The sequence below is a fragment of the Kaistia defluvii genome, from assembly GCF_026343955.1.
GTDB classification, from domain to species: domain Bacteria; phylum Pseudomonadota; class Alphaproteobacteria; order Rhizobiales; family Kaistiaceae; genus Kaistia; species Kaistia defluvii.
Genome location: NZ_JAPKNI010000011.1, coordinates 94,617 through 115,162, shown reverse-complemented (window position 1 = coordinate 115,162; position 20,546 = coordinate 94,617). Strand labels below are relative to the sequence as shown.

The following is a 20,546-nucleotide window of genomic DNA, read 5'->3' as shown; positions in this document are numbered from 1 at the left end:
CAGGGCGTCGTCCCGAGGAAGAGCCGCGTCCCCAATGGCCTCTCAGCCGACGCTCGCGCGTACCTCTTCGTAATGGCGGCGGATGAAATCGCGCTCGACCCTGAGATTGGCGAACTCGTCCTCGTCCGGGCCGTCATAGATCAGGGTGTAGGGTCCGCGGAAACCGGCCGCGTCGGCGGCGGCCAGGCAGCGCCGGAAATCCTCGGCATGCAGGACGCCATTGCTGAAATCCGCCTTGGCGTGGCAGCAGGTGGCGAGATCGAAGATCGCCTCGAGATCGGCATATTTGGTCGGGCCGGACCAGTTGCCGAAATCGCCGTTGAGCGTAACCGTCTCGTCGAGCCGGTCGAACAGGTAGCGCAGTTCGCGCGGCCCGGGCAGCAGTTCGTACCAGTTTTCCGTGACGATCCGCACGCCGCGAGCCTCGCCATAATGGCCGAGACGGGTCAGCCCGGCGACGCTGAGATCGAGCGCGTCGCGCGTGGGCTCGGCCCGGCCGGCGATGACGCGGGCCTGCTCGGCGCCGAACCGCGCCGCCGTGTCGATCCAGCTTTCGATCCAGGCGAGATCGCGCTCGCGGGTCACGGGATGGGTGATGTCGCCATATTCGATCAGCAGGGTCTGCAGCACGACGCCGGCCTTTTCGAGCGCCGCCCGGAATGCGGCCGCGTAGTCGGCGTCGCGGCTGGGAAGGTGGAAAGAGCACAGCTCGATGCGGTGGATGTCGAGCGCGGCGACGGCGGCCGGCAGGTCGAGCAGGGCGAGGTGCCCCGGGCCGAAGGTCGGCTCGGGCGCCAGCGGCACGTCGTGATCGGGCCGGTTCGGGTAGGTGAGGCCCAGCGCCCGGTGCAGGCTCCAGCTGGACACTGCCAGCGCCGGTGACTTTTCGGCAGACATCACGCTCTCTCCGTCCCAATTCTTCGCTTTGATCATAGCGGGTGGCGGCAGCTCCGGGAATGACCGGGCGTCCCGTCTAGCAGGCCTGGCGTGTCATTCCGCGCCGACCGCGTGCAGCGATGCACCATGGCGGACCAGCCAGGCCTTCGCCTCGTCCATGCCGGGGCAGATCGCGGCGACATGGCGCCAGAAGCGCGCCGAATGGTTCATCTCGCGCATATGCGCCACTTCGTGCGCGGCGAGATAATCGAGCACGGCGGGCGGCGCCAGGATCATCCGCCAGGAATAGGCGATCGTCCCCGAGGACGAGCACGAGCCCCAGCGGCTGGTCGGGTCGCCGAGCCGGATGGTCTTGACCGTGACGCCGAGCGAGGCGGCATGCCGCGCCGTCGCCGCCTCGAGATCGCGCCGCGCTTCGCGCTTCAGGAAATCGGTGACGCGGCGAGGCAGGTGGTCGATCTCGCCCGGCACCAGAAGCCGCGTCTCGCCGTCGCCCTCCTCCAGCCGCACGACGCCGCGTCCCGGCCGGTGCAGGATGCGCACCGGCACCCCGCGCAGCGGGATCAGGACGCCGTCGGCAAGCGGGGTCGCGGCCGGCAGGGCGGCAAGACGGGCCTGCAGCCAGCCGCGATTGCGGTCGAGAAAGGCTCGCGCCTCCGAAAGCCGGCCGCGCGCCGGAATCGTCACCACCGGCTCGCGCACGGATCCGCGCAGGCGCAGGGTGTAGCGGCGGGCGCGCTCGTTCCACAGCAGCGTCACGCGGACCTTCTCGCCGTCGATTTCGACATGGCAATGGTCCGGCTTGGCGACGCCGGCGGGTGCAGGTGTGCCGGTAAGGCGCTGGAAAAATCCCATGGCGTGTCTGTCGGATGATTCGTCGGCATTATGATGGCACGAAACCGGCGCCGCCCGGAAAGGCGGCGTCACGCAAAGAGGCCGCGCGGGGCGCGGCCTCCTCAAACGTTCGGACGGTCGGTCAGTCCTTGAGATCGGCCGGCACCTTGCCGCCATTCTCCGCCAGCTTCTGCATCACGGCCTTGTGCAGCCACATGTTCATGGCGGCGGAATCGTTGGGGTCGCCCGTATAGTGCAGCTCCTTGGCGAGTTCCTTGCGGGCGGTGATGCTGCTGTCGAGATCGAGCAGCTTGAGCAGGTCGACGATCGACTTCTTCCAGTCGAGCTTGCCCGGCGACTTGGCGGCCAGCGCGGACAGCACGGCGGCCACGTCGACCGTGGCCTGCGGCGTGGAAGTGTGCGCACCAGCGCCGGCTGCGGGCGCCGGGTTGACGCCTGGCGGCGTCGATGGCGCTGGGCTGGCCGTGGTGGTCGTGCCGGCCGGCGCGGGGCTTGTGCCGCCGGGGACCGGCGCGGCGGGGGAGGGCTGTGACGCCGGCGCGCTCGTTTGCGGCGCGCGCTCCGACGCCTGGGCTTCGCCGCCCTTGAAGATCTTGTTCAGAATCAAGCTGAGTCGGCTCATGCTTCGCATCTCCCGTTTTCGATGGACCTGAAGCATCAAGTCCCGGAGGGACGAGACGGTTCCGCCGGCGCGGCGGCGGGGCCGACGAGGCCGCAATGAAAAAGGGCCGCGCCCTGCGGCACGGCCCTTCCCGTCAGTATTCGCCGTCGATCAGAGATCGATCACCGGGCCGGGACCCTTGTCGCCCGTCGCGGGCGGGGTCTGGTTGCGGCGAGCGGCGGCGCGCTCGGCGGCGAAGCGATCGAACTCTTCCTGGTCGCGGGCGCGACGCAGGTTCTGGACGAAGGTCTCGAATTCGGCGCGTTCTTCATCGAGCTTGCGACGCTCTTCGTCGAGCCGCTTCAGTTCGGCTGCGCGATAGGCGTCGAAGGCGGAATTTCCGCTCTCGCTGCGATAGGCGCCCCATGACGTCTCACGCCGGCTCTGCCAGCCGCAGCCGGAGAAGGAGCGCTTGAAGTCGTTGCGCATTCCCTCGGCGTTGCGGCGGAACTCGGGTAGCCGGTTGCCCCAGATGATGTAGGCGAGCATGGCGAGGCCGAGCGGCCAGAACACGAAGAAGCCGAGGACCATCAACGCGATGGTGAGCGGCGTCCATCCCGGACGCAAGGCCTGAGTATGAGACATTGAACCTTCCTCTCTCGCACCCCCAGCATCGGAAGTGGGAAGAGGCAGAACGCGATTCAAGAAGAATCTAGTCGGCGGAAACGGGGGCAGGTTCCAGGCTGGCCTGTAGCTGGGCCGTCGGTTCCTGCATCAGTCCCTTGGCCTGCTCGATCCATTTTTCTCGTGCCACGCGGCCGCGGAGCCCGAGCTTTGCGTCGAGCGCGGTCTGCTGCTTCACCGTCAGCCGGGCGATCTGGGCGAAACGCGTGAATCCGGCCGCGTTGAGGCTCGCCTCCAGCTTGGGGCCGATGCCGGCGATGCGCTTGAGATCATCGGCCGGTTCGGCCGGCTTGGCGGCGGTCGCCTTGGCCGGGGCGGCTGGCTTGACCTTGGCAGGCCGCGCCGCGGCGGGCTTGCGCGCGGCGGGCGTGACCGCCGATTTGGCCTCGGGCTCCGCCTTGGCGGCAGGGGCCTTGGCAGCCGGGGCCTTGGCGCTCGCACCATTGGCGGCGCGGTCGCGATCGTGCGTCAGCACGAAATCGCTGATGCGCGGCGCGATCTCGGCGCGGAAGCGCGAGCCGTTGAACACGCCGTAATGGCCGACCTTGGGCTGCATGTAATGCGCCCGCATGTCGTCGGGGATGTTGATGCAGAGATGCTGCGCCGCCTCGGTCTGGCCGACGCCGGAAATGTCGTCATTCTCGCCCTCGACGGTGAGCAGCGCGACATTGCGGACGGCGGTCAGGTCGACGGGAACGCCGCGATGGGTCATCTCGCCCTTCGGCAGGGCGTGGGTGATGAACACCGTCTCGACCGTCTGCAGGTAGAATTCCGCCGTCAGGTCCATGACGGCGAGATATTCGTCATAGAAGTCGCGGTGCTTGGTGGCGCTGTCGCCGTCCCCCTCGACCAGATGCTTGAACAGGTCCTTATGCGCCGTGACGTGGCGGTCCAGATTCATGCTCATGAAGCCCGAAAGCTGCAGGAACCCGGGATAGACGTCGCGCATGCAGCCGGCATGCGGGAACGGCACCTTCATCACGACATTCTCGGCGAACCAGTCGAGGCTCTTGCCCTGCGCCATCTCGTTGACGGCGGTCGGATTGATTCGGGTGTCGATCGGGCCGCCCATCAGCGTCATCGAGCGCGGCGCGAATCGGTCGCCCGCCGCTTCCATCAGCGCCACGGCGGCCAGCACCGGCACGGCCGGCTGGCAGACGGCGACCACATGCACGTCGTCGCCGAGGAAATGCAGGATCTCGACCAGATAGTCGATGTAGTCGTCCAGATCGAAACCGCCCTCGGCAAGCGGCACCATGCGGGCGTCGATCCAGTCGGTGATGTAGACGTCATGGCGCGGCATCATCGCCTCGACCGTGCCGCGCAGCAGCGTGGCGTAGTGGCCCGACATCGGCGCGACGATCAAAAGCTTGGGATCGCGGCGCGGCCGCTCCAGCTCGCGCTCGAAATGAATGAGGTCGCAGAAGGGCTTCTGCCAAACGATCTGTTCGGTGACCGGCACGCGCATGCCGCCGACCAGCGTCGTCGGCAGGTCGAAGCTGGGCTTGGCGTAGCGTCGGGTCGTCCGTTCGAACAGCTCCAGGCCGGCCTGCCAGTTGCGGCCGAGCGGCGTCTGGCTCATCGGGTTCAGCGGATTCTTCAGAAGCAGGCCGAACATGTCGGCGGCCGCCCGCATCGGCGACAGCGCCGCATGGTTCAGCTCGTAGAGCTGATAGTAGGATAAGGGACCCATCATGCCGTCCACCTGCCGCTCCGCGAAGGGATCGGACCGGCCGAGTATTCCGTCGGGCAGTAAGGGCGGCGGCCAGCCTTGTGCATTGCAATATGTAAGGACGATTTTTGCCTTGATGCAAGGGCCATGCGGAAGCGGGCGCCTTCGCAGTCGCCTGAGATCGTTCGGCACGTGCTATAAGCCGGCGCTATTGCGCAACTTTCAACGTCAGGTGACGCGTCATGCCCGAGCAAGCTCCCCCCTCGCACGATTTCGGCGCGCGGCGGCTGAAGCTCGACACGCTGGTCCGGCTGCGCTGGCTCGCGGTCATCGGCCAGACGGCCACCGTCGTCTTCGTCCGGTTCTGGCTGGAATACCCGATGCCGATCGGGCTCTGCCTGGCGGCGATCGCGCTTTCGGCCTGGCTCAACCTGTTCATCAAGATCCGCTATCCTTCCAGCCTGCGCCTGCAGGGCCGCACCGCCGCGCTGCTGCTCGCCTATGACGTGCTGCAGCTGTCGGCGCTGCTGTCGCTGACCGGCGGTTTGCAAAATCCCTTTGCCATCCTGATCATCGTGCCGGTCATTGTTTCCGCCACCACGCTGGCGCCGCGCCTGACCGTGATGCTGGGCGGGCTGGTGATCGTCGCCGTGACGGCGCTCGGCCTCTGGCACATGCCGTTGCCCTGGCCCGAGGGCGAGGCGTTGACCATGCCTTATCTCTATGTGCTGGGCGTCTGGGTGGCGCTGGTCTCGGCGGTGTTCTTCATGGGCGTCTACGCCTTCCGCGTCGCCGAGGAGGCGCGCCAGCTTGCCGACGCGCTGACCGCGACGGAACTGGTGCTGGCGCGCGAGCAGCATCTCTGGGCGCTGGACGGGCTTGCCGCCGCCGCCGCGCACGAGCTCGGCACGCCGCTGGCCACCATCGCGCTGGTGACCAAGGAACTGGAGCGCGAGCTGCCGCCGGGCAGCCCCTATGCCGATGACATCGCCTTGCTGCGCAGCCAGTCGCAGCGCTGCCGCGACATCCTGGGCAAGCTGACCTCGCTGTCGACGGATCCGGGCCAGCATGTCGATCGCCTGCCGCTCAGCCACATGCTGGCCGAGGTCGTCGAGCCGCATGCCGATACCGGCATCGACATCCAGGTCAAGTTCAGCGGCGAAGCCGGCAGCGAGCCGGTCGGCCGCCGCAACCCGTCGATCCTGTATGGCATCGGCAATCTGGTCGAGAACGCCGTCGACTTCGCCGAAACAACGGTCGAGATCGCGGCGCAGTGGAATGCGGACAATGTGTCGCTGACCATCGCCGATGACGGCCCGGGCTTCGCTTCCGAGGTGATCGACCATATCGGCGAGCCCTATGTCACGACCCGCTCCCGCACGATCGAGGGTGTCGAGGATCACGAGGCCGGTGGGCTCGGCCTCGGCTTCTTCATCGCCAAGACGCTGCTGGAACGTACCGGCGCCCGGCTCGATCTCTCCAATCGCGAGGCGCCGGCGCATGGCGCGATTGTGCGCATCGTCTGGTCGCGCGAGGCGATGGATCGGCTCGGCATTTCCGGCAAATCGGATTTCAGCGAGGGCCATGACGGCCTTTCGGCGCACAGTTGATGCCGAGCATAGCGTCCGCCGGGCCCTGTTTCGGCCCTTCCGGTTGCATGGTGGCCTTGGCGAGGGGACTTCGGGTGCCTATAACCCCTTCTGGAAGGAAAAGAAAATTCGGGGAGGCGCGGAGTTAAACGTCTATGACAGATCTGGAATCGGCCGGTCTCGCCGGCACGGACACCTCGCTCATCATCGTGGATGACGACAAGGCCTTCCTGCAGCGACTTGCCCGGGCGATGGAAGCACGCGGCTTTCTCGTCGACACGGCCGATTCGGTGGCGGAAGGCATGCGCAAGGTCGACCAGAAGCCGCCGGCCTATGCCGTCGTCGACATGCGCCTGGAAGATGGCAACGGCCTCGACGTGATCGAGCTGATCCGCAAGCGCCGGCCGGAATCGCGCACCGTCGTCCTGACCGGCTATGGCAACATCGCCACCGCCGTGACCGCCGTGAAGCTGGGCGCCGTCGACTACCTGGCCAAGCCCGCCGATGCCGACGAGGTTTTTTCGGCGCTGACCCGCGATCCGACCGAACGCGCCCTGCCGCCGGACAATCCGATGTCGGCCGATCGCGTCCGCTGGGAGCATATCCAGCGCGTGTATGAACTGTGCGAGCGCAATGTCTCGGAGACGGCCCGCCGCCTCAACATGCATCGGCGCACCTTGCAGCGCATCCTGGCAAAGCGCGCGCCGCGCTGAGGCGAGCCAGCCTCGCGGAACGATAACGGGCGCCGAGGCGCCCGTTTGCATGTCGCGAACGCTGCAGATGCGCGTCTATCGTCCCTGGCGGCGGATTTCCGTCGTGCCCTGCTGCACCGCGCCCTTGGGCGTGCGGCAGAAGCAGCGGTCGCCCACCTGCTCCAGCCGGCCCAGCGTGCAGGTGCCGAGCAGGGTGCGGCATTCGCTGCCGGCCATGGGCCGGATCTTCGGCGCGGCCGGCGTGCGCACGCGGGGCTGCGGCGCCGTGAACAGCTTCGGCTGGGCAAAAAGGTTGGGCTGCTGGAAAAGGCCGGGCGTGTCGATGCCGCTGCCGGCCAGGGCAGGCAGCGGCGCAAGGCTCCAGAACAGCGCCGCTGCGCTGAAGGCCAGGCGCCGGCCGAGCGATCTCTGCATCAAAATCTCTCCATGCAGCGCAGGGGCGCCACGGTCCGGCCATGCTATCAGCCCCGGCATCGCTCGACGATCGCATGGATCCCGGCGGGCTTTCGAACGCTGGGCGGCTATGTTAGGAAGCACACGATCAACGCTGGGGGGCGAATATCCCCATGCGACAGGATAGTGCGCGCGCCTCGATTTTCGAGGGGGCTCGCCAAACAGAGGTAGATTGACGGCATGGCAGATCGCCCGTCGAGCTTCGACTATGAGGCTCTGCTCGCCTGCGGGCGAGGGGAATTGTTTGGCGAGGGCAACGCGCAATTGCCGCTGCCGCCCATGTTGATGTTCGACCGCATTACGTCGATCAGCGAAGAGGGCGGTGAATTCGGCAAGGGCCATATCCGCGCCGAGCTCGACGTCAATCCGGATCTCTGGTTCTTCCAGTGCCACTTCAAGGGCGATCCGGTGATGCCGGGCTGCCTCGGCCTCGATGCCATGTGGCAGATGCTGGGCTTCTTCCTCGGCTGGAGCGGGTCGCCGGGTCGCGGCCGTGCGCTGTCGACCGGCGAGATCAAGTTCTCCGGCATGGTCGTTCCCAGCGTCAAGCACGTCGAATATGGCGTCGACCTGAAGCGCGTCCTGCGCTCGAAGCTGGTGCTCGGCATCGGCGACGGGTGGTTGAAGGCCGATGGCGTCACCATCTACCGGGCCAAGGACCTTCGCGTCGGCCTGTTCCAGGGCGAAGCGACACCTGCCGTCGGTTGATGGCGGGGCTGGCCTGTTTGGGCCGGTCGGTCAGGGCCGAACGATAGAATTCAGGAAGGACTGAGCGATGAAGCGGGTCGTAGTGACCGGGACGGGTATCGTCTCCTCCATCGGCAACAATACCCAGGAAGTCCTGGCGAGCCTGCATGAAGCGAAGAGCGGAATCACCTCCGCCCAGTCCTTCGCCGAGCTCGGCTTCCGCTGCCAGGTTCAGGGCATGCCGACGCTCGACCCGGCCGAGGTCGTCGACCGTCGCGCCATGCGCTTCCACGGCGGCGGCACCGCCTGGAACCATGTCGCCATGGAGCAGGCGATCCGCGATTCGGGCCTCGAGGAAAACGAGGTTTCCAACGAGCGCACCGGCATCATCATGGGCTCGGGCGGTCCGTCCACCCGCGCCATCGTCGAGGCCGCCGACATCACCCGTTCCAAGGGGCCCAAGCGCGTCGGCCCGTTCGCGGTGCCGAAGGCGATGTCGTCGACCGCTTCCGCGACGCTCGCCACCTGGTTCAAGATCAAGGGCGTCAACTATTCGATCTCGTCGGCCTGCGCGACGTCCAATCATTGCATCGGCAACGCCTATGAAATGATCCAGTACGGCAAGCAGGACGTGATGTTCGCCGGCGGCTGCGAGGAGCTGGACTGGACGCTTTCCGTCCTGTTCGACGCCATGGGCGCCATGTCGTCCAAGTATAATGACCGCCCGGCCGTCGCCTCGCGCCCCTATGACAAGAACCGCGACGGCTTCGTGATCGCCGGCGGCGCCGGCGTACTGGTTCTCGAAGAGCTCGAGCATGCCAAGGCGCGCGGCGCGCGCATCTATGGCGAGGTCGTCGGCTATGGCGCCACTTCGGACGGCTACGACATGGTCGCGCCGTCGGGCGAGGGCGCCATCCGCTGCATGCGGCAGGCGATCTCGACCGTGAAGGGCGGAATCGACTACATCAACCCGCACGCCACCTCGACCCCGGCCGGCGACGCGCCGGAAATCGAGGCGATCCGGACCGTGTTCGGCTCGGGCGACAAGTGCCCGCCGATCTCGGCGACCAAGGCGCTGACCGGCCATTCGCTGGGCGCGACCGGCGTGCAGGAAGCGATCTACAGCCTGCTCATGATGAACAACCGCTTCATCGCGGAATCGGCCAATATCGAAGAACTGGATCCGGCCTTCGCCGACATGCCGATCGTGCGCAAGCGCATCGACGACGCGAAGATCGACACCGTACTCTCCAACAGCTTCGGCTTCGGCGGCACCAACGCCTCGCTGGTCTTCCAGCGCTACGTCGCCTGAGACATAACAAAAACAAGGACGATCGAATGACGGCACCAATCAGCAACCTGATGAGCGGCAAGCGCGGGCTCATCATGGGTGTCGCCAACGATCATTCGATCGCCTGGGGCATCGCCCGCACGCTGGTGGCGCATGGCGCCGAGCTCGCCTTCACCTATCAGGGCGATGCCTTCGGCCGCCGCGTGAAGCCGCTGGCCGACAGCATCGGCGCCAAGCTGCTGCTGCCCTGCGACGTCGAGGATGTCGCGTCCGTCGACAGCGTCTTCGCGGCGCTCAAGGCCGAGTGGGGCAAGATCGATTTCATCGTTCACGCCATCGGCTTCTCCGACAAGAACGAGCTGAAGGGCCGCTACGCCGACACGACGCGCGACAATTTCGTGAAGACGATGGTGATCTCCTGCTTCTCCTTCACGGAGATCGCCAAGCGCGCCGCGGCGCTGATGCCCGATGGCGGCTCGATCCTGACGCTGACCTATGGCGGCTCGACCCGCGTCATGCCGAACTACAACGTCATGGGCGTGGCCAAGGCGGCGCTGGAATCCTCGGTGCGCTATCTCGCCATGGATTTCGGCGGCGACAACATCCGCGTCAACGCGATCTCGGCCGGCCCCGTCCGCACGCTGGCCGGCTCCGGCGTCGCCGATGCGCGCATCATGTACAATTACCAGAAGAAGAACGCCCCGCTCCGCCGCACCGTCTCGCTCGACGAGATCGGCGGCTCGGCGCTCTATCTGCTGTCGGAACTGGGCGCCGGCGTCACCGGCGACGTGCATTTCGTCGATTCCGGCTACAACATCGTCTCGATGCCGCGCCTGGAAGAGCTGAAGGTCCACGAGGCCCACGCCGAGGCGATCAACCCGCAGGCGGATTGATTCTTTTTTGGGTTTAGAGTTTCGAAGGGCGCCCAGGTGGCGCCCTTTTTGTTTTGGGGCTGGGTAGCCCCTCACCCCGACCCTCTCCCGCGCGCGGGAGAGGGGGCTCGCCGACTCTTGTTGCGCGATGGCGCCCCCGCCGATGCAGCCCGCCACCCGAAAGCCCTCGCCCGCTTGCGGGAGAGGGCGGGGTGAGGGTTTTGCTAGCCTCGCCTCCGTGAGGCGCAACGCTCCCCCACTGGCACGAAGGCCCGTCGCCCTCTATGACGGCGGCATGCTGCCCGTCGATGACGTCCTCCCAAAGCTGAAATCCGTGCTCGAACGCGGCACGAGCGCCGTGCTGGTGGCGCCGCCCGGCGCCGGCAAGACCACGCGCGTGCCCCTGGCGCTGCTGGACGCGCCCTGGCGGGGCGATCGCCGCATCCTGATGCTGGAGCCGCGACGGCTCGCCGCCCGCGCCGCCGCCCGGCGCATGGCCGAGACGCTCGGCGAGGCGGTCGGCCAGACCGTCGGCTACCGCGTCCGGCTCGAAAAGAAGGTCTCGGCGAGGACCCGCATCGAGATCGTCACCGAGGGCGTCTTCACCCGCATGATCCTCGACGATCCCTCGCTCGATGGCGTCGCGGCGGTGATCTTCGACGAGTTCCACGAGCGCAGCCTCGATGGCGATCTCGGCCTCGCGCTGGCCCTCGATGCGCAAGGCGCGCTGCGGGACGATCTGCGCATCCTCGTCATGTCGGCCACCATTGATGGCGCCCGCGTCGCCCGGCTGCTCGGCGAGGCCCCGGTGGTCGAGAGCCTCGGTCGGATGTTTTCCATCGAGACCCGGCATGGCGGCCGCGACCCCGCCCGCCGCATGGAGGACGATGTGGCCGACGCCGTGCGGCGCTCGCTCGCCGCCGATAGCGGCAGCCTGCTCGTCTTCCTGCCGGGACAGGCGGAAATCCGCCGCGTCGCCGAGCGGCTGGAGGGGCGCGTCGGGCCCGAGGTCGAGATCGCCCCGCTCTATGGCGCGCTTGATTTCGCCGTGCAGGACCGCGCCATCCGCCCGGCCGCACCCGGCAGGCGCAAGGTGGTGCTGGCGACCTCGATCGCCGAAACCTCGCTGACCATCGAGGGCGTGCGCGTCGTCATCGATTCCGGTCTGGCGCGCGCGCCGATCTACGAGCCGGCGACCGGGTTGACCCGGCTGGAGACGCGCCGCGTCTCGCGCGCGGCGGCCGATCAGCGTCGCGGCCGCGCCGGCCGTACCGAACCCGGCATCTGCTACCGGCTCTGGGAAGAGGGCCAGACGGCGGCGCTCGCGCCTTTCGACCGGTCGGAAATTCTGGAAGCTGATCTCGCGCCTTTGGTGCTCGATCTCGCCAATTGGGGCGTCGCCGATCCGGGCCAGCTCGCCTTCCTCGATCCGCCACCCAGGCCGGCCTGGGAGGAAGCCGTCGCGCTGCTGACCCGGCTCGACGCGCTCGATGCCGATCGCCGCCTGACGAAAGAAGGCGCGGCGCTCGCCCGCCTGCCGCTCAGCCCGCGCCTCGGCCACATGCTGCGCAAGGGCGCGGAACTCGGTCTTGGCGGTCTCGCCGGCGCGGTCGCCGCCGTGCTTTCCGAGATCGGCCTCGGCGGCAGCGACACCGATCTGCGCGAGCGCGTGCGCCGGCTCTTTGCCGCCCGCGATCCCAGATCCCGCGATTCGCTCGGTCTCGCCGCCCGCTGGGCCCGCGATGTCGGGGCGCGGCCGGATGACGGGCGGCAGGCGCCGGAGGAGGCGGGCCTGCTCACCGCCTTCGCCTTCCCCGATCGCATCGCCATGGCGCGCGGCGCGCCCGGCGCCTTCGTCATGGCGAATGGCCGGGGCGGCGTGCTCGATGCGTCCGATGCGCTGTCGCGCGAGCCGTATCTCGCCATCGCCAGCCTGCAGGGCGCGGCCGAAAAGGCCCGCATCCTGACGGCGGCGCCGATCACACTGGCCGAGATCGAGGCCCATTTCGGCGGCTCGATCACGGACGAGGAAAGCGTCGCCTTCGATCCGCAGACCGGCTCGGTGCGCGGCCGCGCCGTGCGCCGGCTCGGCCGCCTGGTCCTGGGCGACCGGGCGATTGCCAAGGTCTCGGATGGAGCCGTGCAGGCGGCCCTGCTCGCGGAAATCCGTCGGCGCGGCGTGGCCGAACTGCCGTGGGAAAAATCGGCGGAGCAGTTTCGCGCCCGCATCGCCTTTCTGCATGCCCGGCTCAGTGATGACTGGCCCGAGGTCTCGGATGAAGCGCTGGCGGAGACGTTGGAGGATTGGCTCGGGCCGTTCCTGAATGGCAAGCGCCGGCTCGATGCGGTGACGCCGGGCGTGCTGCATGAGGGGTTGGCAAGCCTCGTTCCCTGGGACAAGCGCGGCACCCTCGACCGGCTTGCGCCGACCCATTTCGATGCGCCGTCCGGCTCGCGCGTGCCGATCGATTATTCGAACGAGAACGGCCCGGTGCTGGAAATCCGCGTCCAGGAACTGTTCGGGCTCGACCGCCACCCGGCGGTGGCGGACGGCGCGGTGCCGGTCACGGTGACGCTGCTGTCGCCCGGCCATCGGCCGATCCAGATCACCCGGGACCTGCCCGGCTTCTGGCGTGGTTCCTGGAAGGATGTGCGCTCCGACATGCGCGGGCGCTATCCCAAGCATGTCTGGCCCGACGATCCGCTCGCCGCCCAGGCGACGGCCCGGGCCAAACCGCGCGGGACGTAAAGGCGGGAGCGGGACTCGGAATTGCCATCCTGCTGTGGGCATTCTGGAAGAATCGAATCATCCGGCCGTCGCGGAAAGGAACGACCATGAAGATTGATCCCGTCGCCATCGATGCGGCCGTGACCAAGGAGGCGCTTCTGGTCAGCCTCGCCGATGGCCGCGAACTCGCGACCCCGATCGACTGGTTTCCGCGCCTTCTCGGCGCCACCCGCGCCGAGCGCGAGAACTGGCGGCTGACCGGCCGCGGCGAGGCCATCCACTGGCCCGACCTCGGCGAGGACATCGAGATCGCCACACTGCTGCGCACGAGCTGACGTTCGGCCATGCCGGATGGTGGCAGGAGGCCGCCACACGCTCGCCGTCATCCCCGCGCAGGCGGGGACTTCTTCATCCGGTTTTTTCGACGCAAAGCCGGAGATTCAGCTGCCCACGCCTCCGCTGCATGGATCCTCGCTTTCGCGAGGATGACGGCGTTTTGGATGTTTGCGTCGGCGCACCTTCACCTCGCCCTGAGGGAGAGGCGAAGAAAGGGATCGCCCTCACTTATGCCAGCGGCGGCCCTCGGTGGCGATGCCGAACAGGTCGGGGTGGCGGGCATAGGCGGTGATGCCGGCCAGCGCCGGTTCGGGGTGGACGACGACCGAGGTCGGCATCCGGTCCATCATCGCGCCATGCGGCACCTTGTCGATGAAGGCGGCGCGAAAACCGCTTTCCTTCAGGAAGGGCGCGATCTTGGCGGCGATGCCGCCGGCGAGGAATACGCCGCCATTGGCCATGAAGATCAGCGCCAGATTGCCGGCGAGCCGGCCGAGATGCACGCAGAACAGTTCGAGCGCTTCTTCCGCCGCCGCGTCGGAGCGATCCATCGCCGCGGCGGTGATCTCGGACGGGTTGTCGAAGCGCGCCGTCTCGCCCCGGGCGCTGGCGACCGCCCGGTAGAGCCGCAGCAGGCCGCTGCCGCAGAGCAGCGTTTCGCCCTCGATGCGGGCAAACGGGTCGGTCTGCTGGTGCGGCCGCTCGATATGCGGCCAGATCTCGAAATCGCGCGCGCTCACCGGCGCGAGGTCGATATGGCCGCCCTCGCCGGGCACCGGCAGCCAGGTTCCGTTGGCGTGGATCAGCGCCGCGGCGCCCAGGCCCGTGCCGGGGCCGACCACCACCTGCGCCGCATTGGCGAGCGGCGTGCCGCTGCCGATGGTCACAAGGTCCTCGCCGGCCAGCGCGGGCAGTGACAGTGACAGCGCCTCGAAATCGTTGAGCAGGATCACCTCGTCCAGCCCGAAGCGCGCGATCATCCGCTTGGGCTCGACCACCCAATGGCAATTGGTGAGCGGTACCTGGTCGCCCTGGATCGGCCCTGCCAGCGCCAGCACGGCCGAATGCGGCACGGCGCCCTCCGGCAGAACGGCGGCGATCGCGTCGTCGATGGTGTCGAAATCGGCCGTCAGCACGGTCGGGAAGCGGATGACCCGGCCGGTCTCGTCCGGCACCAGCGCGAAGCGGGCATTGGTGCCGCCGATATCGCCGATCAGCGTCGGGAACGGGACGAAGGCGCGAGGCGGGGTGGTGGGGGTCATGGTGCCTTGGTTTGGCTGAGCGGGCGTTGGCAAGCCGGGCGGTCCGGAGCGCGTCACGATGTCTGCAGGAAGGCGTCGGGATGGGCGATCAGGAGATTGGCGGTCGCCTGGTTCAGCGCCATCGGAATGTCGTAGAGGGCGGCAAGCCGCATCAGCGCCTTGACGTCCACGTCATGCGGCATCGGCGTCAGCGGGTCGACGAAAAAGATCAGGCCCTTGATCCGGCCTTCGGCGATCAGCGCGCCGATCTGCTGGTCGCCGCCGAGCGGCCCGCTCTTCAGCCGCGTCACCGGCAGGGTCGGCACGGCGGCGAGGATGCGGCTGCCGGTGGTGCCGGTGGCATAGAGGTCGAAATCCCCGAGCTTGGTCTGGTGCGACACGGCGAAGGCGACGAGGTCGTCCTTCTTCTTGTCATGGGCAACCAGGGCCAGGGCCGGACGGGGCATGGCCGGACGGGGCGTGGCAGGACGAGGGTTGGCCGGGTGCAGCAGGGCCGGGTCGATCGTCATTGTCTGTTCTCCAAGCGGTCTCCCGGACCGGCTCGCCAGTGATAGAAAAATCGGGGTCCGAGGAAAAGCCGAAAGTGAGGCGGGACGACAATTTGATGGCGCCCCCGCGACGGCGTTTCTTTGATCAGTTGTATAAAAAAATGCCGCCGCATAATCTGACGGCCACGATCCGCCTTGCTTGTGAAGGGCAGGGTTGCGCGGGAGCTTGAATAAAGAAAGCGCATGAAATTTGCCGGGCTCCATGCAAAATGGAAAAGAACGGCCGCTCGCCGGTAACGTCAGGGGAACTTTCGGTCTGGCGATCAACGCCCGACGAAAACGCCTTCAAGAGGAGAGAGTCACCATCATGATCCGCAAGTTTATCGGGGTAGCCTTCGTGGCGCTTATGGCCACGGGTTCGGCCTGGGCTGCCGACGTCAAGCCGGCCATCGTCTATGGCACCGGCGGCAAGTTCGACAAATCCTTCAACGAGGCCGGCTTCAACGGCTCGGAGAAGTTCAAGGCGGAGACCGGCATCGACTACAAGGATTTCGAGCCGCAGAACGACACGCAGGGCGAGCAGGCCATCCGCAATTTCGCCAAGCGCGGGTTCAACCCCGTCGTCGCGCTCTCCTTCGCCTGGACCGATGCGGTCGCCAAGGTTTCGAAGGAATTCCCCGAGACGCAGTTCGTGCTGGTTGATTCCGTCGTCGACGCTCCGAACGTCCGTTCGGTCGTCTTCGCCGAGGACGAGGGCTCCTATCTCGTCGGCGTGCTCGCCGGCCTGAAGTCGGAAACCAAGAAGGTCGGCTTTGTCGGCGGCATGGACATCCCGCTGATCCGCAAGTTCGGCTGCGGCTACGTCCAGGGCGCCAAGGCGGCCGGCGCGACGGAAGTCTTCCAGAACATGACCGGCACCACCGGCGCGGCCTGGAACGATCCGGTTCGCGGCGGTGAGCTCGCCAAGTCGCAGATCGACCAGGGCGCGGACGTGATCTACGCGGCGGCCGGCGCCACCGGCCTCGGCGTGCTGCAGACCGCCGTCGACGCCGGCAAGCTCGGCATCGGCGTCGATTCCAACCAGAACCACCTGCATCCCGGCAAGATCCTGACCTCGATGGTCAAGCGCGTCGACGTCGCCGTGCACAATGCCTATGCCGACGTCAAGGACGGCAAGTTCACCGCCGGCACCCAGGCGCTCGGCCTCAAGGAAGGCGGCGTGGACTGGGCGCTCGACGACAACAACAAGCCGCTCGTCACCGACGAGATGAAGGCTGCCGTCGAAAAGGCCAAGGCCGACATCATCTCCGGCGCCGTCAAGGTTCATGACTACATGACCGACGAGAAGTGCCCGAGCTGATCGCGGTCCGTTTCTGAAACCGTCGCGATGCCGGATCCGTCCGGCATCGCGACGGATCCGATGCGGCCGGCGGCGCCGGCGAAGGGGCATCCCGGCGGAGCGAGCGCTTCGCGACGGGTTCGGAGGTCCGGCCCCTTTCCCGGTCATGGCGATGAATAGTCCGGCCGCCCTCCTCGCGAAGGTGCAGCCGTTTCGGGGCCCCTGCATGACAGCTTCGACCTTGGATTCCACGCCCGCCATCGAGCTTGTCGGCATCGACAAGCGCTTCGGGCCGGTCCACGCCAACAAGAACATCCACCTCGCCGTCGCCAAGGGCTCGATCCATGGCATCATCGGCGAGAACGGCGCCGGCAAGTCGACGCTGATGTCGATCCTGTACGGATTCTACCATGCCGACAGCGGCCAGATCCTGGTCGACGGCAAGGCGATCCGCATCACCGACAGCCAGACGGCGATCCAGGCCGGCATCGGCATGGTCCACCAGCACTTCATGCTGGTCGAGAATTTCTCCGTCCTCGAAAACGTCATGCTTGGCGTCGAGGGCGGCGCGCTGCTGAAGGGCGGCGAGACCGCCGTGCGCCTGGCGCTGCAGCAGATCGAGCGCGAATACGGGCTCGACGTCGATCCCGACGCGATCATCGAGGAGCTCCCCGTCGGCAAGCAGCAGCGGGTCGAGATCCTCAAGGCGCTCTATCGCGGCGCCGAGGTGCTGATCCTCGACGAGCCGACCGGCGTGCTGACGCCGGCCGAAGCCGACCATCTGTTCAAGATGCTGGCGCAGCTGAAGGCGCAGGGCAAAACCGTGATCCTGATCACGCACAAGCTGCGCGAGATCATGGCGATCACCGATACCGTCTCGGTCATGCGGCGCGGCGAGATCGTCGCCACCCGCAAGACCGCCGAGACCACCATGCCGGAGCTGGCCGAGCTGATGGTCGGCCGCCGCGTGCTGCTGCGCGTCGAGAAGAGCGAGGCCAAGCCCGGCCCCGTCGTGCTCTCGGTCGAGAACCTAACCGTCAAGGACGGCCGTGGCGTCACCATGGTCGACAACGTTTCCTTCGAGGTCCGCGCCGGCGAGATCGTCGGCATCGCCGGCGTCGCCGGCAATGGCCAGTCGGAACTGCTCGAGGCGATCGCCGGCATCCGCAAGGCCTCGTCCGGGCGGATCATCATGAATGGCGAGCCGGTCGACAGGAATGGCCGCATCGACCCGGCGCTTCTGCGCAAGAAGGGCCTCGCCCATGTGCCGGAGGACCGGCACCATATGGGCCTGGTGCTTTCCTTCGAAGAAAACGAGAACGCCATTCTCGGCTATCAGGACGACCCGAAATATCTGAAGGGACCGTTCCTCGACATCGATGCGATCCGCAAGGATGCGATGGAGAAGATCGAGAAATACGACATCCGCCCGGCCGATCCGCGGCTGAAGACGGCGAATTTCTCCGGCGGCAACCAGCAGAAGATCGTTCTGGCGCGCGAGATCGAGCGGGATCCCGCCTGCCTGCTGGTCGGCCAGCCGACGCGCGGCGTCGATATCGGCGCCATCGAGTTCATCCACAAGCGCCTGGTGGCGCTGCGCGACCAGGGCAAGGCGATCCTGCTGGTCTCGGTCGAGCTCGACGAGATCCGCTCGCTGTCGGACCGCATCCTGGTGATGTTCGCCGGCACCATCGTCGGCGAGCCGGATTCCCATGCCGACGAGCAGGAGATCGGCCTGATGATGGCCGGCATCGGCCGGGAGGCGGCGGAATGATGATCGACGCCCAAGCAAAACCCTCACCCAACCCTCTCCCGCGAGCGGGCGAGGGCTTTTCGGCCAGTTCGGCGTCGACGGCGAGCCTAGGTCCGGCGCGCCCCCTCTACCGCTTGCGGGAGAGGGTTGGGGTGAGGGGCTTTTGGCAGGCCACCCCGAACGCCACCACCACGGTCCCCCACCCGGAAGCACAGCCATGAGCGTCCCACTCGGAACCCTGCCGCGCTGGGTCAATTTCGGCCTGCTGCCGCTGATCAATGTCGCCGTGGCCTTCGCGCTTTCCGGCCTCGTCGTGCTGTTCATCGGCGAGAACCCGATCGAGGCGGTGAAATACCTCGTCGCCGGCGCGCTCGGCGATGGCGAGGGCATCGCCTTCACCCTCTATTACGCCACCAATTTCATCTTCACCGGCCTCGCGGTGGCGGTCGCCTTCCATGGCGGCCTGTTCAACATCGGCGGCGAGGGCCAGGTCTATCTCGGCGGACTCGGCGTCGCCTTCGCGGCGCTGACGCTCGACCGCTACATGCCCTGGTACGTGACGGCCGTGTTCGCCACGGCGGCGGCCTTCGCTTTCGGCGCGGCCTGGGCGTTCATCCCCGCCTGGCTGCAGGCCAAGCGCGGCAGCCACATCGTCATCACGACGATCATGTTCAACTTCATCGCCGCGGCGCTGATGGTCTATCTGCTGGTCAACGTCATCAAGCAGCCCGGCAACATGTCGCCGCAGACCCGCCTGTTCGAGGAAGGCGGCCAGCTGCCGAAGCTCGGCTGGCTGATGCAGGTGTTCGGCCTCGATATCGGCGCCGCGCCCTTCAACGTCTCGTTCCTGATCGCGCTGGTCGCGGCCCTGGCCGTCTGGCTGCTGATCTGGCGCACCCGCTTCGGCTACGAGATCCGCACCATGGGGACCAATGCGACGGCGGCCGTCTATGCCGGCATTCCCTATGTGAAGACCGTCGTCATCACCATGCTGATCTCGGGCGGCCTCTCCGGCATGATGGCGCTGAACCCGGTGATGGGCGACGCCGGCAAGCTGCAGATCGATTTTCCCGCCGGCGCCGGCTTCGTCGGCATCGCCGTCGCGCTGATGGGCCGCTCGCATCCGGTCGGCATCATCATCGCCTCGATCCTGTTCGGCGTGCTCTATCAGGGCGGCGCGGCGCTCGCCTTCGACATGCCCAACATCTCGCGCGAGGTGATCATCCTGATCCAGGGCCTGGTCATCCTGTTCGCCGGCGCGCTCGAGCACATGTTCCGCCCGGCGCTGATCGTGCTGTTCGCCCCGAAACCCAAATCCGTCGCGGCTTCGTCCGCCGGCGCGGCCTGAGGAGCGATCATGGACTTCGCCGATCTGATCCAGATCCTCGCCGCCACGGTTCGCCTCTCCGTGCCGCTGATCTTCACCGCGCTTGCGGGCCTCTATGCCGAACGGTCGGGCATCTTCGACATCGGCCTGGAAGGCAAGATGCTGTTCTCGGCCTTCTCCGCCGCCTCGGTCGCCACCGTCACCGGTTCGCCCTGGCTCGGCCTGTTCGCCGGCATCCTGACCGGCGTTCTGCTCAGCCTGCTGCACGGCTTCGCCTCGATCACCCAGCGCGGCAACCAGATCATCTCGGGCGTGGCGATCAACTTCATCGCCTCCGGCCTGACGATCCTGCTCGGCAACGCCTGGTTCGGCCAGGGCGGCCGCACGCCGCAACTGCCGAATACGGCGCGCTTCACCGAGATCACGCTGCCCTTCGCCGCCGATATCGCGCCGATCCCCTTCCTCGGCCCGCTCTATTCGGGGCTGGTCTCCGGCCAGAACATCCTGGTCTACCTCGCCTTCCTCGCCGTGCCGTTCACCTGGTGGGCGCTCTATCGCACGCGCTTCGGGCTGCGCGTCCGCGCGGTGGGCGAAAACCCCGGCGCCGTGGATACGGCCGGCATTTCGGTCGCCTGGCTGCGTTACCGCGCGCTGATCTGCTGCGGCATCCTTGCCGGCTTTGCCGGCACCTATCTGTCGATCGCCCAGTCCGCCGGCTTCATCCGCGAGATGTCGGCCGGCAAGGGCTATATCGCGCTGGCGGCGCTGGTCTTCGCCAAATGGAAGCCGCTCAACGTGCTTCTGACCTGCCTGCTGTTCGGCTTCCTCGACGCCGCCTCGATCCGCCTGCAGGGCATCATCCTGCCCGGCATCGGCGAGGTTCCCGTGCAATTGATCCAGGCACTGCCCTACATCCTGACCGTGATCCTGCTTGCCGGCTTCATCGGCAAGGCGATCCCGCCCAAGGCTGGCGGCGTGCCCTATGTGAAGGAACGCTAA

Annotated in this window: 19 protein-coding genes; 11 read left to right on the top strand and 8 right to left on the bottom strand. The window is 67.3% G+C overall.

Going from position 1 to position 20,546, the window contains the following annotated elements:
* Positions 1–42: 42 nt before the first annotated feature.
* The 5 genes from OSH10_RS21190 to phaZ all read right to left on the bottom strand — a co-directional run bounded on the left by OSH10_RS21190 (position 43) and on the right by phaZ (position 4,730).
* The gene (locus OSH10_RS21190; protein ID WP_266334438.1) at positions 43–897 is read right to left on the bottom strand and encodes a sugar phosphate isomerase/epimerase family protein; all 855 of its coding nucleotides are present in this window, start codon (positions 895–897) and stop codon (positions 43–45) included.
* Between the two features lie 93 nt (positions 898–990).
* Positions 991–1,752: a M48 family metallopeptidase gene (locus OSH10_RS21185; protein ID WP_266334436.1), complete on the bottom strand. Its 762-nt coding sequence runs from the start codon at positions 1,750–1,752 to the stop codon at positions 991–993.
* 121 nt (positions 1,753–1,873) lie between these two features.
* Positions 1,874–2,374: a DUF3597 domain-containing protein gene (locus OSH10_RS21180; protein WP_266334434.1), complete on the bottom strand. Its 501-nt coding sequence runs from the start codon at positions 2,372–2,374 to the stop codon at positions 1,874–1,876.
* A gap of 150 nt (positions 2,375–2,524) precedes the next feature.
* Positions 2,525–2,998, bottom strand: a complete 474-nt coding sequence (locus OSH10_RS21175; RefSeq protein WP_266334432.1) for a DUF2852 domain-containing protein — start codon at positions 2,996–2,998, stop codon at positions 2,525–2,527.
* A 67-nt stretch (positions 2,999–3,065) separates the two neighbouring features.
* Positions 3,066–4,730: a polyhydroxyalkanoate depolymerase gene (phaZ, locus tag OSH10_RS21170; RefSeq protein WP_266334512.1), complete on the bottom strand. Its 1,665-nt coding sequence runs from the start codon at positions 4,728–4,730 to the stop codon at positions 3,066–3,068.
* A gap of 221 nt (positions 4,731–4,951) precedes the next feature.
* Here phaZ and OSH10_RS21165 point away from each other — a divergent pair, with 221 nt between their 5' ends.
* The gene (locus OSH10_RS21165; protein WP_266334430.1) at positions 4,952–6,319 is read left to right on the top strand and encodes an ActS/PrrB/RegB family redox-sensitive histidine kinase; all 1,368 of its coding nucleotides are present in this window, start codon (positions 4,952–4,954) and stop codon (positions 6,317–6,319) included.
* Between the two features lie 134 nt (positions 6,320–6,453).
* Positions 6,454–7,011, top strand: a complete 558-nt coding sequence (locus OSH10_RS21160) for an ActR/PrrA/RegA family redox response regulator transcription factor (RefSeq protein WP_266334428.1) — start codon at positions 6,454–6,456, stop codon at positions 7,009–7,011.
* 75 nt (positions 7,012–7,086) lie between these two features.
* On the opposite strand, the gene OSH10_RS21155 is transcribed toward OSH10_RS21160, so the two are convergent.
* Entirely contained in the window at positions 7,087–7,425 is a 339-nt protein-coding gene (locus OSH10_RS21155) for a hypothetical protein (protein WP_266334426.1), read from the bottom strand.
* 219 nt (positions 7,426–7,644) lie between these two features.
* Here OSH10_RS21155 and fabA point away from each other — a divergent pair, with 219 nt between their 5' ends.
* The 5 genes from fabA (at position 7,645) to OSH10_RS21130 (ending at position 13,377) form a co-directional block, all read left to right on the top strand.
* Positions 7,645–8,172, top strand: a complete 528-nt coding sequence (gene fabA, locus OSH10_RS21150) for a 3-hydroxyacyl-[acyl-carrier-protein] dehydratase FabA (protein ID WP_266334424.1) — start codon at positions 7,645–7,647, stop codon at positions 8,170–8,172.
* 67 nt (positions 8,173–8,239) lie between these two features.
* A complete protein-coding gene (fabB, locus tag OSH10_RS21145; RefSeq protein ID WP_266334422.1) occupies positions 8,240–9,463 on the top strand; it encodes a beta-ketoacyl-ACP synthase I in 1,224 nt (407 codons plus the stop codon).
* A 26-nt stretch (positions 9,464–9,489) separates the two neighbouring features.
* Entirely contained in the window at positions 9,490–10,335 is an 846-nt protein-coding gene (gene fabI, locus OSH10_RS21140) for an enoyl-ACP reductase FabI (protein ID WP_266334420.1), read from the top strand.
* 274 nt (positions 10,336–10,609) lie between these two features.
* On the top strand, positions 10,610–13,063 hold the full coding sequence (gene hrpB / locus OSH10_RS21135) for an ATP-dependent helicase HrpB (protein ID WP_266334417.1): 2,454 nt from the start codon (positions 10,610–10,612) through the stop codon (positions 13,061–13,063).
* Between the two features lie 86 nt (positions 13,064–13,149).
* Entirely contained in the window at positions 13,150–13,377 is a 228-nt protein-coding gene (locus OSH10_RS21130; RefSeq protein WP_266334414.1) for a DUF2442 domain-containing protein, read from the top strand.
* A 225-nt stretch (positions 13,378–13,602) separates the two neighbouring features.
* Here OSH10_RS21130 and glk read toward each other — a convergent pair whose 3' ends face one another.
* Together glk and OSH10_RS21120 are read right to left on the bottom strand one after the other, a co-directional pair.
* Complete coding sequence (glk, locus tag OSH10_RS21125; protein ID WP_266334412.1) at positions 13,603–14,640, bottom strand: glucokinase; 1,038 nt, start codon at positions 14,638–14,640, stop codon at positions 13,603–13,605.
* A 53-nt stretch (positions 14,641–14,693) separates the two neighbouring features.
* Entirely contained in the window at positions 14,694–15,086 is a 393-nt protein-coding gene (locus tag OSH10_RS21120; RefSeq protein WP_266334511.1) for a methylglyoxal synthase, read from the bottom strand.
* A 409-nt stretch (positions 15,087–15,495) separates the two neighbouring features.
* Between OSH10_RS21120 and OSH10_RS21115 the strand changes: the two genes are divergently transcribed.
* The 4 genes from OSH10_RS21115 to OSH10_RS21100 all read left to right on the top strand — a co-directional run bounded on the left by OSH10_RS21115 (position 15,496) and on the right by OSH10_RS21100 (position 20,546).
* The gene (locus OSH10_RS21115; RefSeq protein WP_266334410.1) at positions 15,496–16,488 is read left to right on the top strand and encodes a BMP family lipoprotein; all 993 of its coding nucleotides are present in this window, start codon (positions 15,496–15,498) and stop codon (positions 16,486–16,488) included.
* Between the two features lie 220 nt (positions 16,489–16,708).
* Positions 16,709–18,241: an ABC transporter ATP-binding protein gene (locus OSH10_RS21110; protein ID WP_266334510.1), complete on the top strand. Its 1,533-nt coding sequence runs from the start codon at positions 16,709–16,711 to the stop codon at positions 18,239–18,241.
* 196 nt (positions 18,242–18,437) lie between these two features.
* Positions 18,438–19,568 (top strand): ABC transporter permease, encoded by a 1,131-nt coding sequence (locus OSH10_RS21105; protein WP_266334408.1) that lies wholly within the window; start codon positions 18,438–18,440, stop codon positions 19,566–19,568.
* A 9-nt stretch (positions 19,569–19,577) separates the two neighbouring features.
* The gene (locus tag OSH10_RS21100) at positions 19,578–20,546 is read left to right on the top strand and encodes an ABC transporter permease (protein WP_266334406.1); all 969 of its coding nucleotides are present in this window, start codon (positions 19,578–19,580) and stop codon (positions 20,544–20,546) included.

Bases quoted from the DNA above. Each gene is read 5' to 3' on its own strand.
- OSH10_RS21180 (WP_266334434.1), bottom strand. From the start codon at position 2,374: ATGAGCCGACTCAGCTTGATTCTGAACAAGATCTTCAAGGGCGGCGAA.
- fabA (WP_266334424.1), top strand. From the start codon at position 7,645: ATGGCAGATCGCCCGTCGAGCTTCGACTATGAGGCTCTGCTCGCCTGC.
- OSH10_RS21185 (WP_266334436.1), bottom strand. From the start codon at position 1,752: ATGGGATTTTTCCAGCGCCTTACCGGCACACCTGCACCCGCCGGCGTC.
- OSH10_RS21175 (WP_266334432.1), bottom strand. From the start codon at position 2,998: ATGTCTCATACTCAGGCCTTGCGTCCGGGATGGACGCCGCTCACCATC.
- glk (WP_266334412.1), bottom strand. From the start codon at position 14,640: ATGACCCCCACCACCCCGCCTCGCGCCTTCGTCCCGTTCCCGACGCTG.
- OSH10_RS21155 (WP_266334426.1), bottom strand. From the start codon at position 7,425: ATGCAGAGATCGCTCGGCCGGCGCCTGGCCTTCAGCGCAGCGGCGCTG.
- OSH10_RS21190 (WP_266334438.1), bottom strand. From the start codon at position 897: ATGTCTGCCGAAAAGTCACCGGCGCTGGCAGTGTCCAGCTGGAGCCTG.
- OSH10_RS21130 (WP_266334414.1), top strand. From the start codon at position 13,150: ATGAAGATTGATCCCGTCGCCATCGATGCGGCCGTGACCAAGGAGGCG.
- OSH10_RS21115 (WP_266334410.1), top strand. From the start codon at position 15,496: ATGATCCGCAAGTTTATCGGGGTAGCCTTCGTGGCGCTTATGGCCACG.
- fabI (WP_266334420.1), top strand. From the start codon at position 9,490: ATGACGGCACCAATCAGCAACCTGATGAGCGGCAAGCGCGGGCTCATC.
- fabB (WP_266334422.1), top strand. From the start codon at position 8,240: ATGAAGCGGGTCGTAGTGACCGGGACGGGTATCGTCTCCTCCATCGGC.
- OSH10_RS21160 (WP_266334428.1), top strand. From the start codon at position 6,454: ATGACAGATCTGGAATCGGCCGGTCTCGCCGGCACGGACACCTCGCTC.
- OSH10_RS21165 (WP_266334430.1), top strand. From the start codon at position 4,952: ATGCCCGAGCAAGCTCCCCCCTCGCACGATTTCGGCGCGCGGCGGCTG.
- OSH10_RS21100 (WP_266334406.1), top strand. From the start codon at position 19,578: ATGGACTTCGCCGATCTGATCCAGATCCTCGCCGCCACGGTTCGCCTC.
- OSH10_RS21105 (WP_266334408.1), top strand. From the start codon at position 18,438: ATGAGCGTCCCACTCGGAACCCTGCCGCGCTGGGTCAATTTCGGCCTG.
- hrpB (WP_266334417.1), top strand. From the start codon at position 10,610: ATGCTGCCCGTCGATGACGTCCTCCCAAAGCTGAAATCCGTGCTCGAA.
- phaZ (WP_266334512.1), bottom strand. From the start codon at position 4,730: ATGGGTCCCTTATCCTACTATCAGCTCTACGAGCTGAACCATGCGGCG.
- OSH10_RS21120 (WP_266334511.1), bottom strand. From the start codon at position 15,086: ATGCCCCGTCCGGCCCTGGCCCTGGTTGCCCATGACAAGAAGAAGGAC.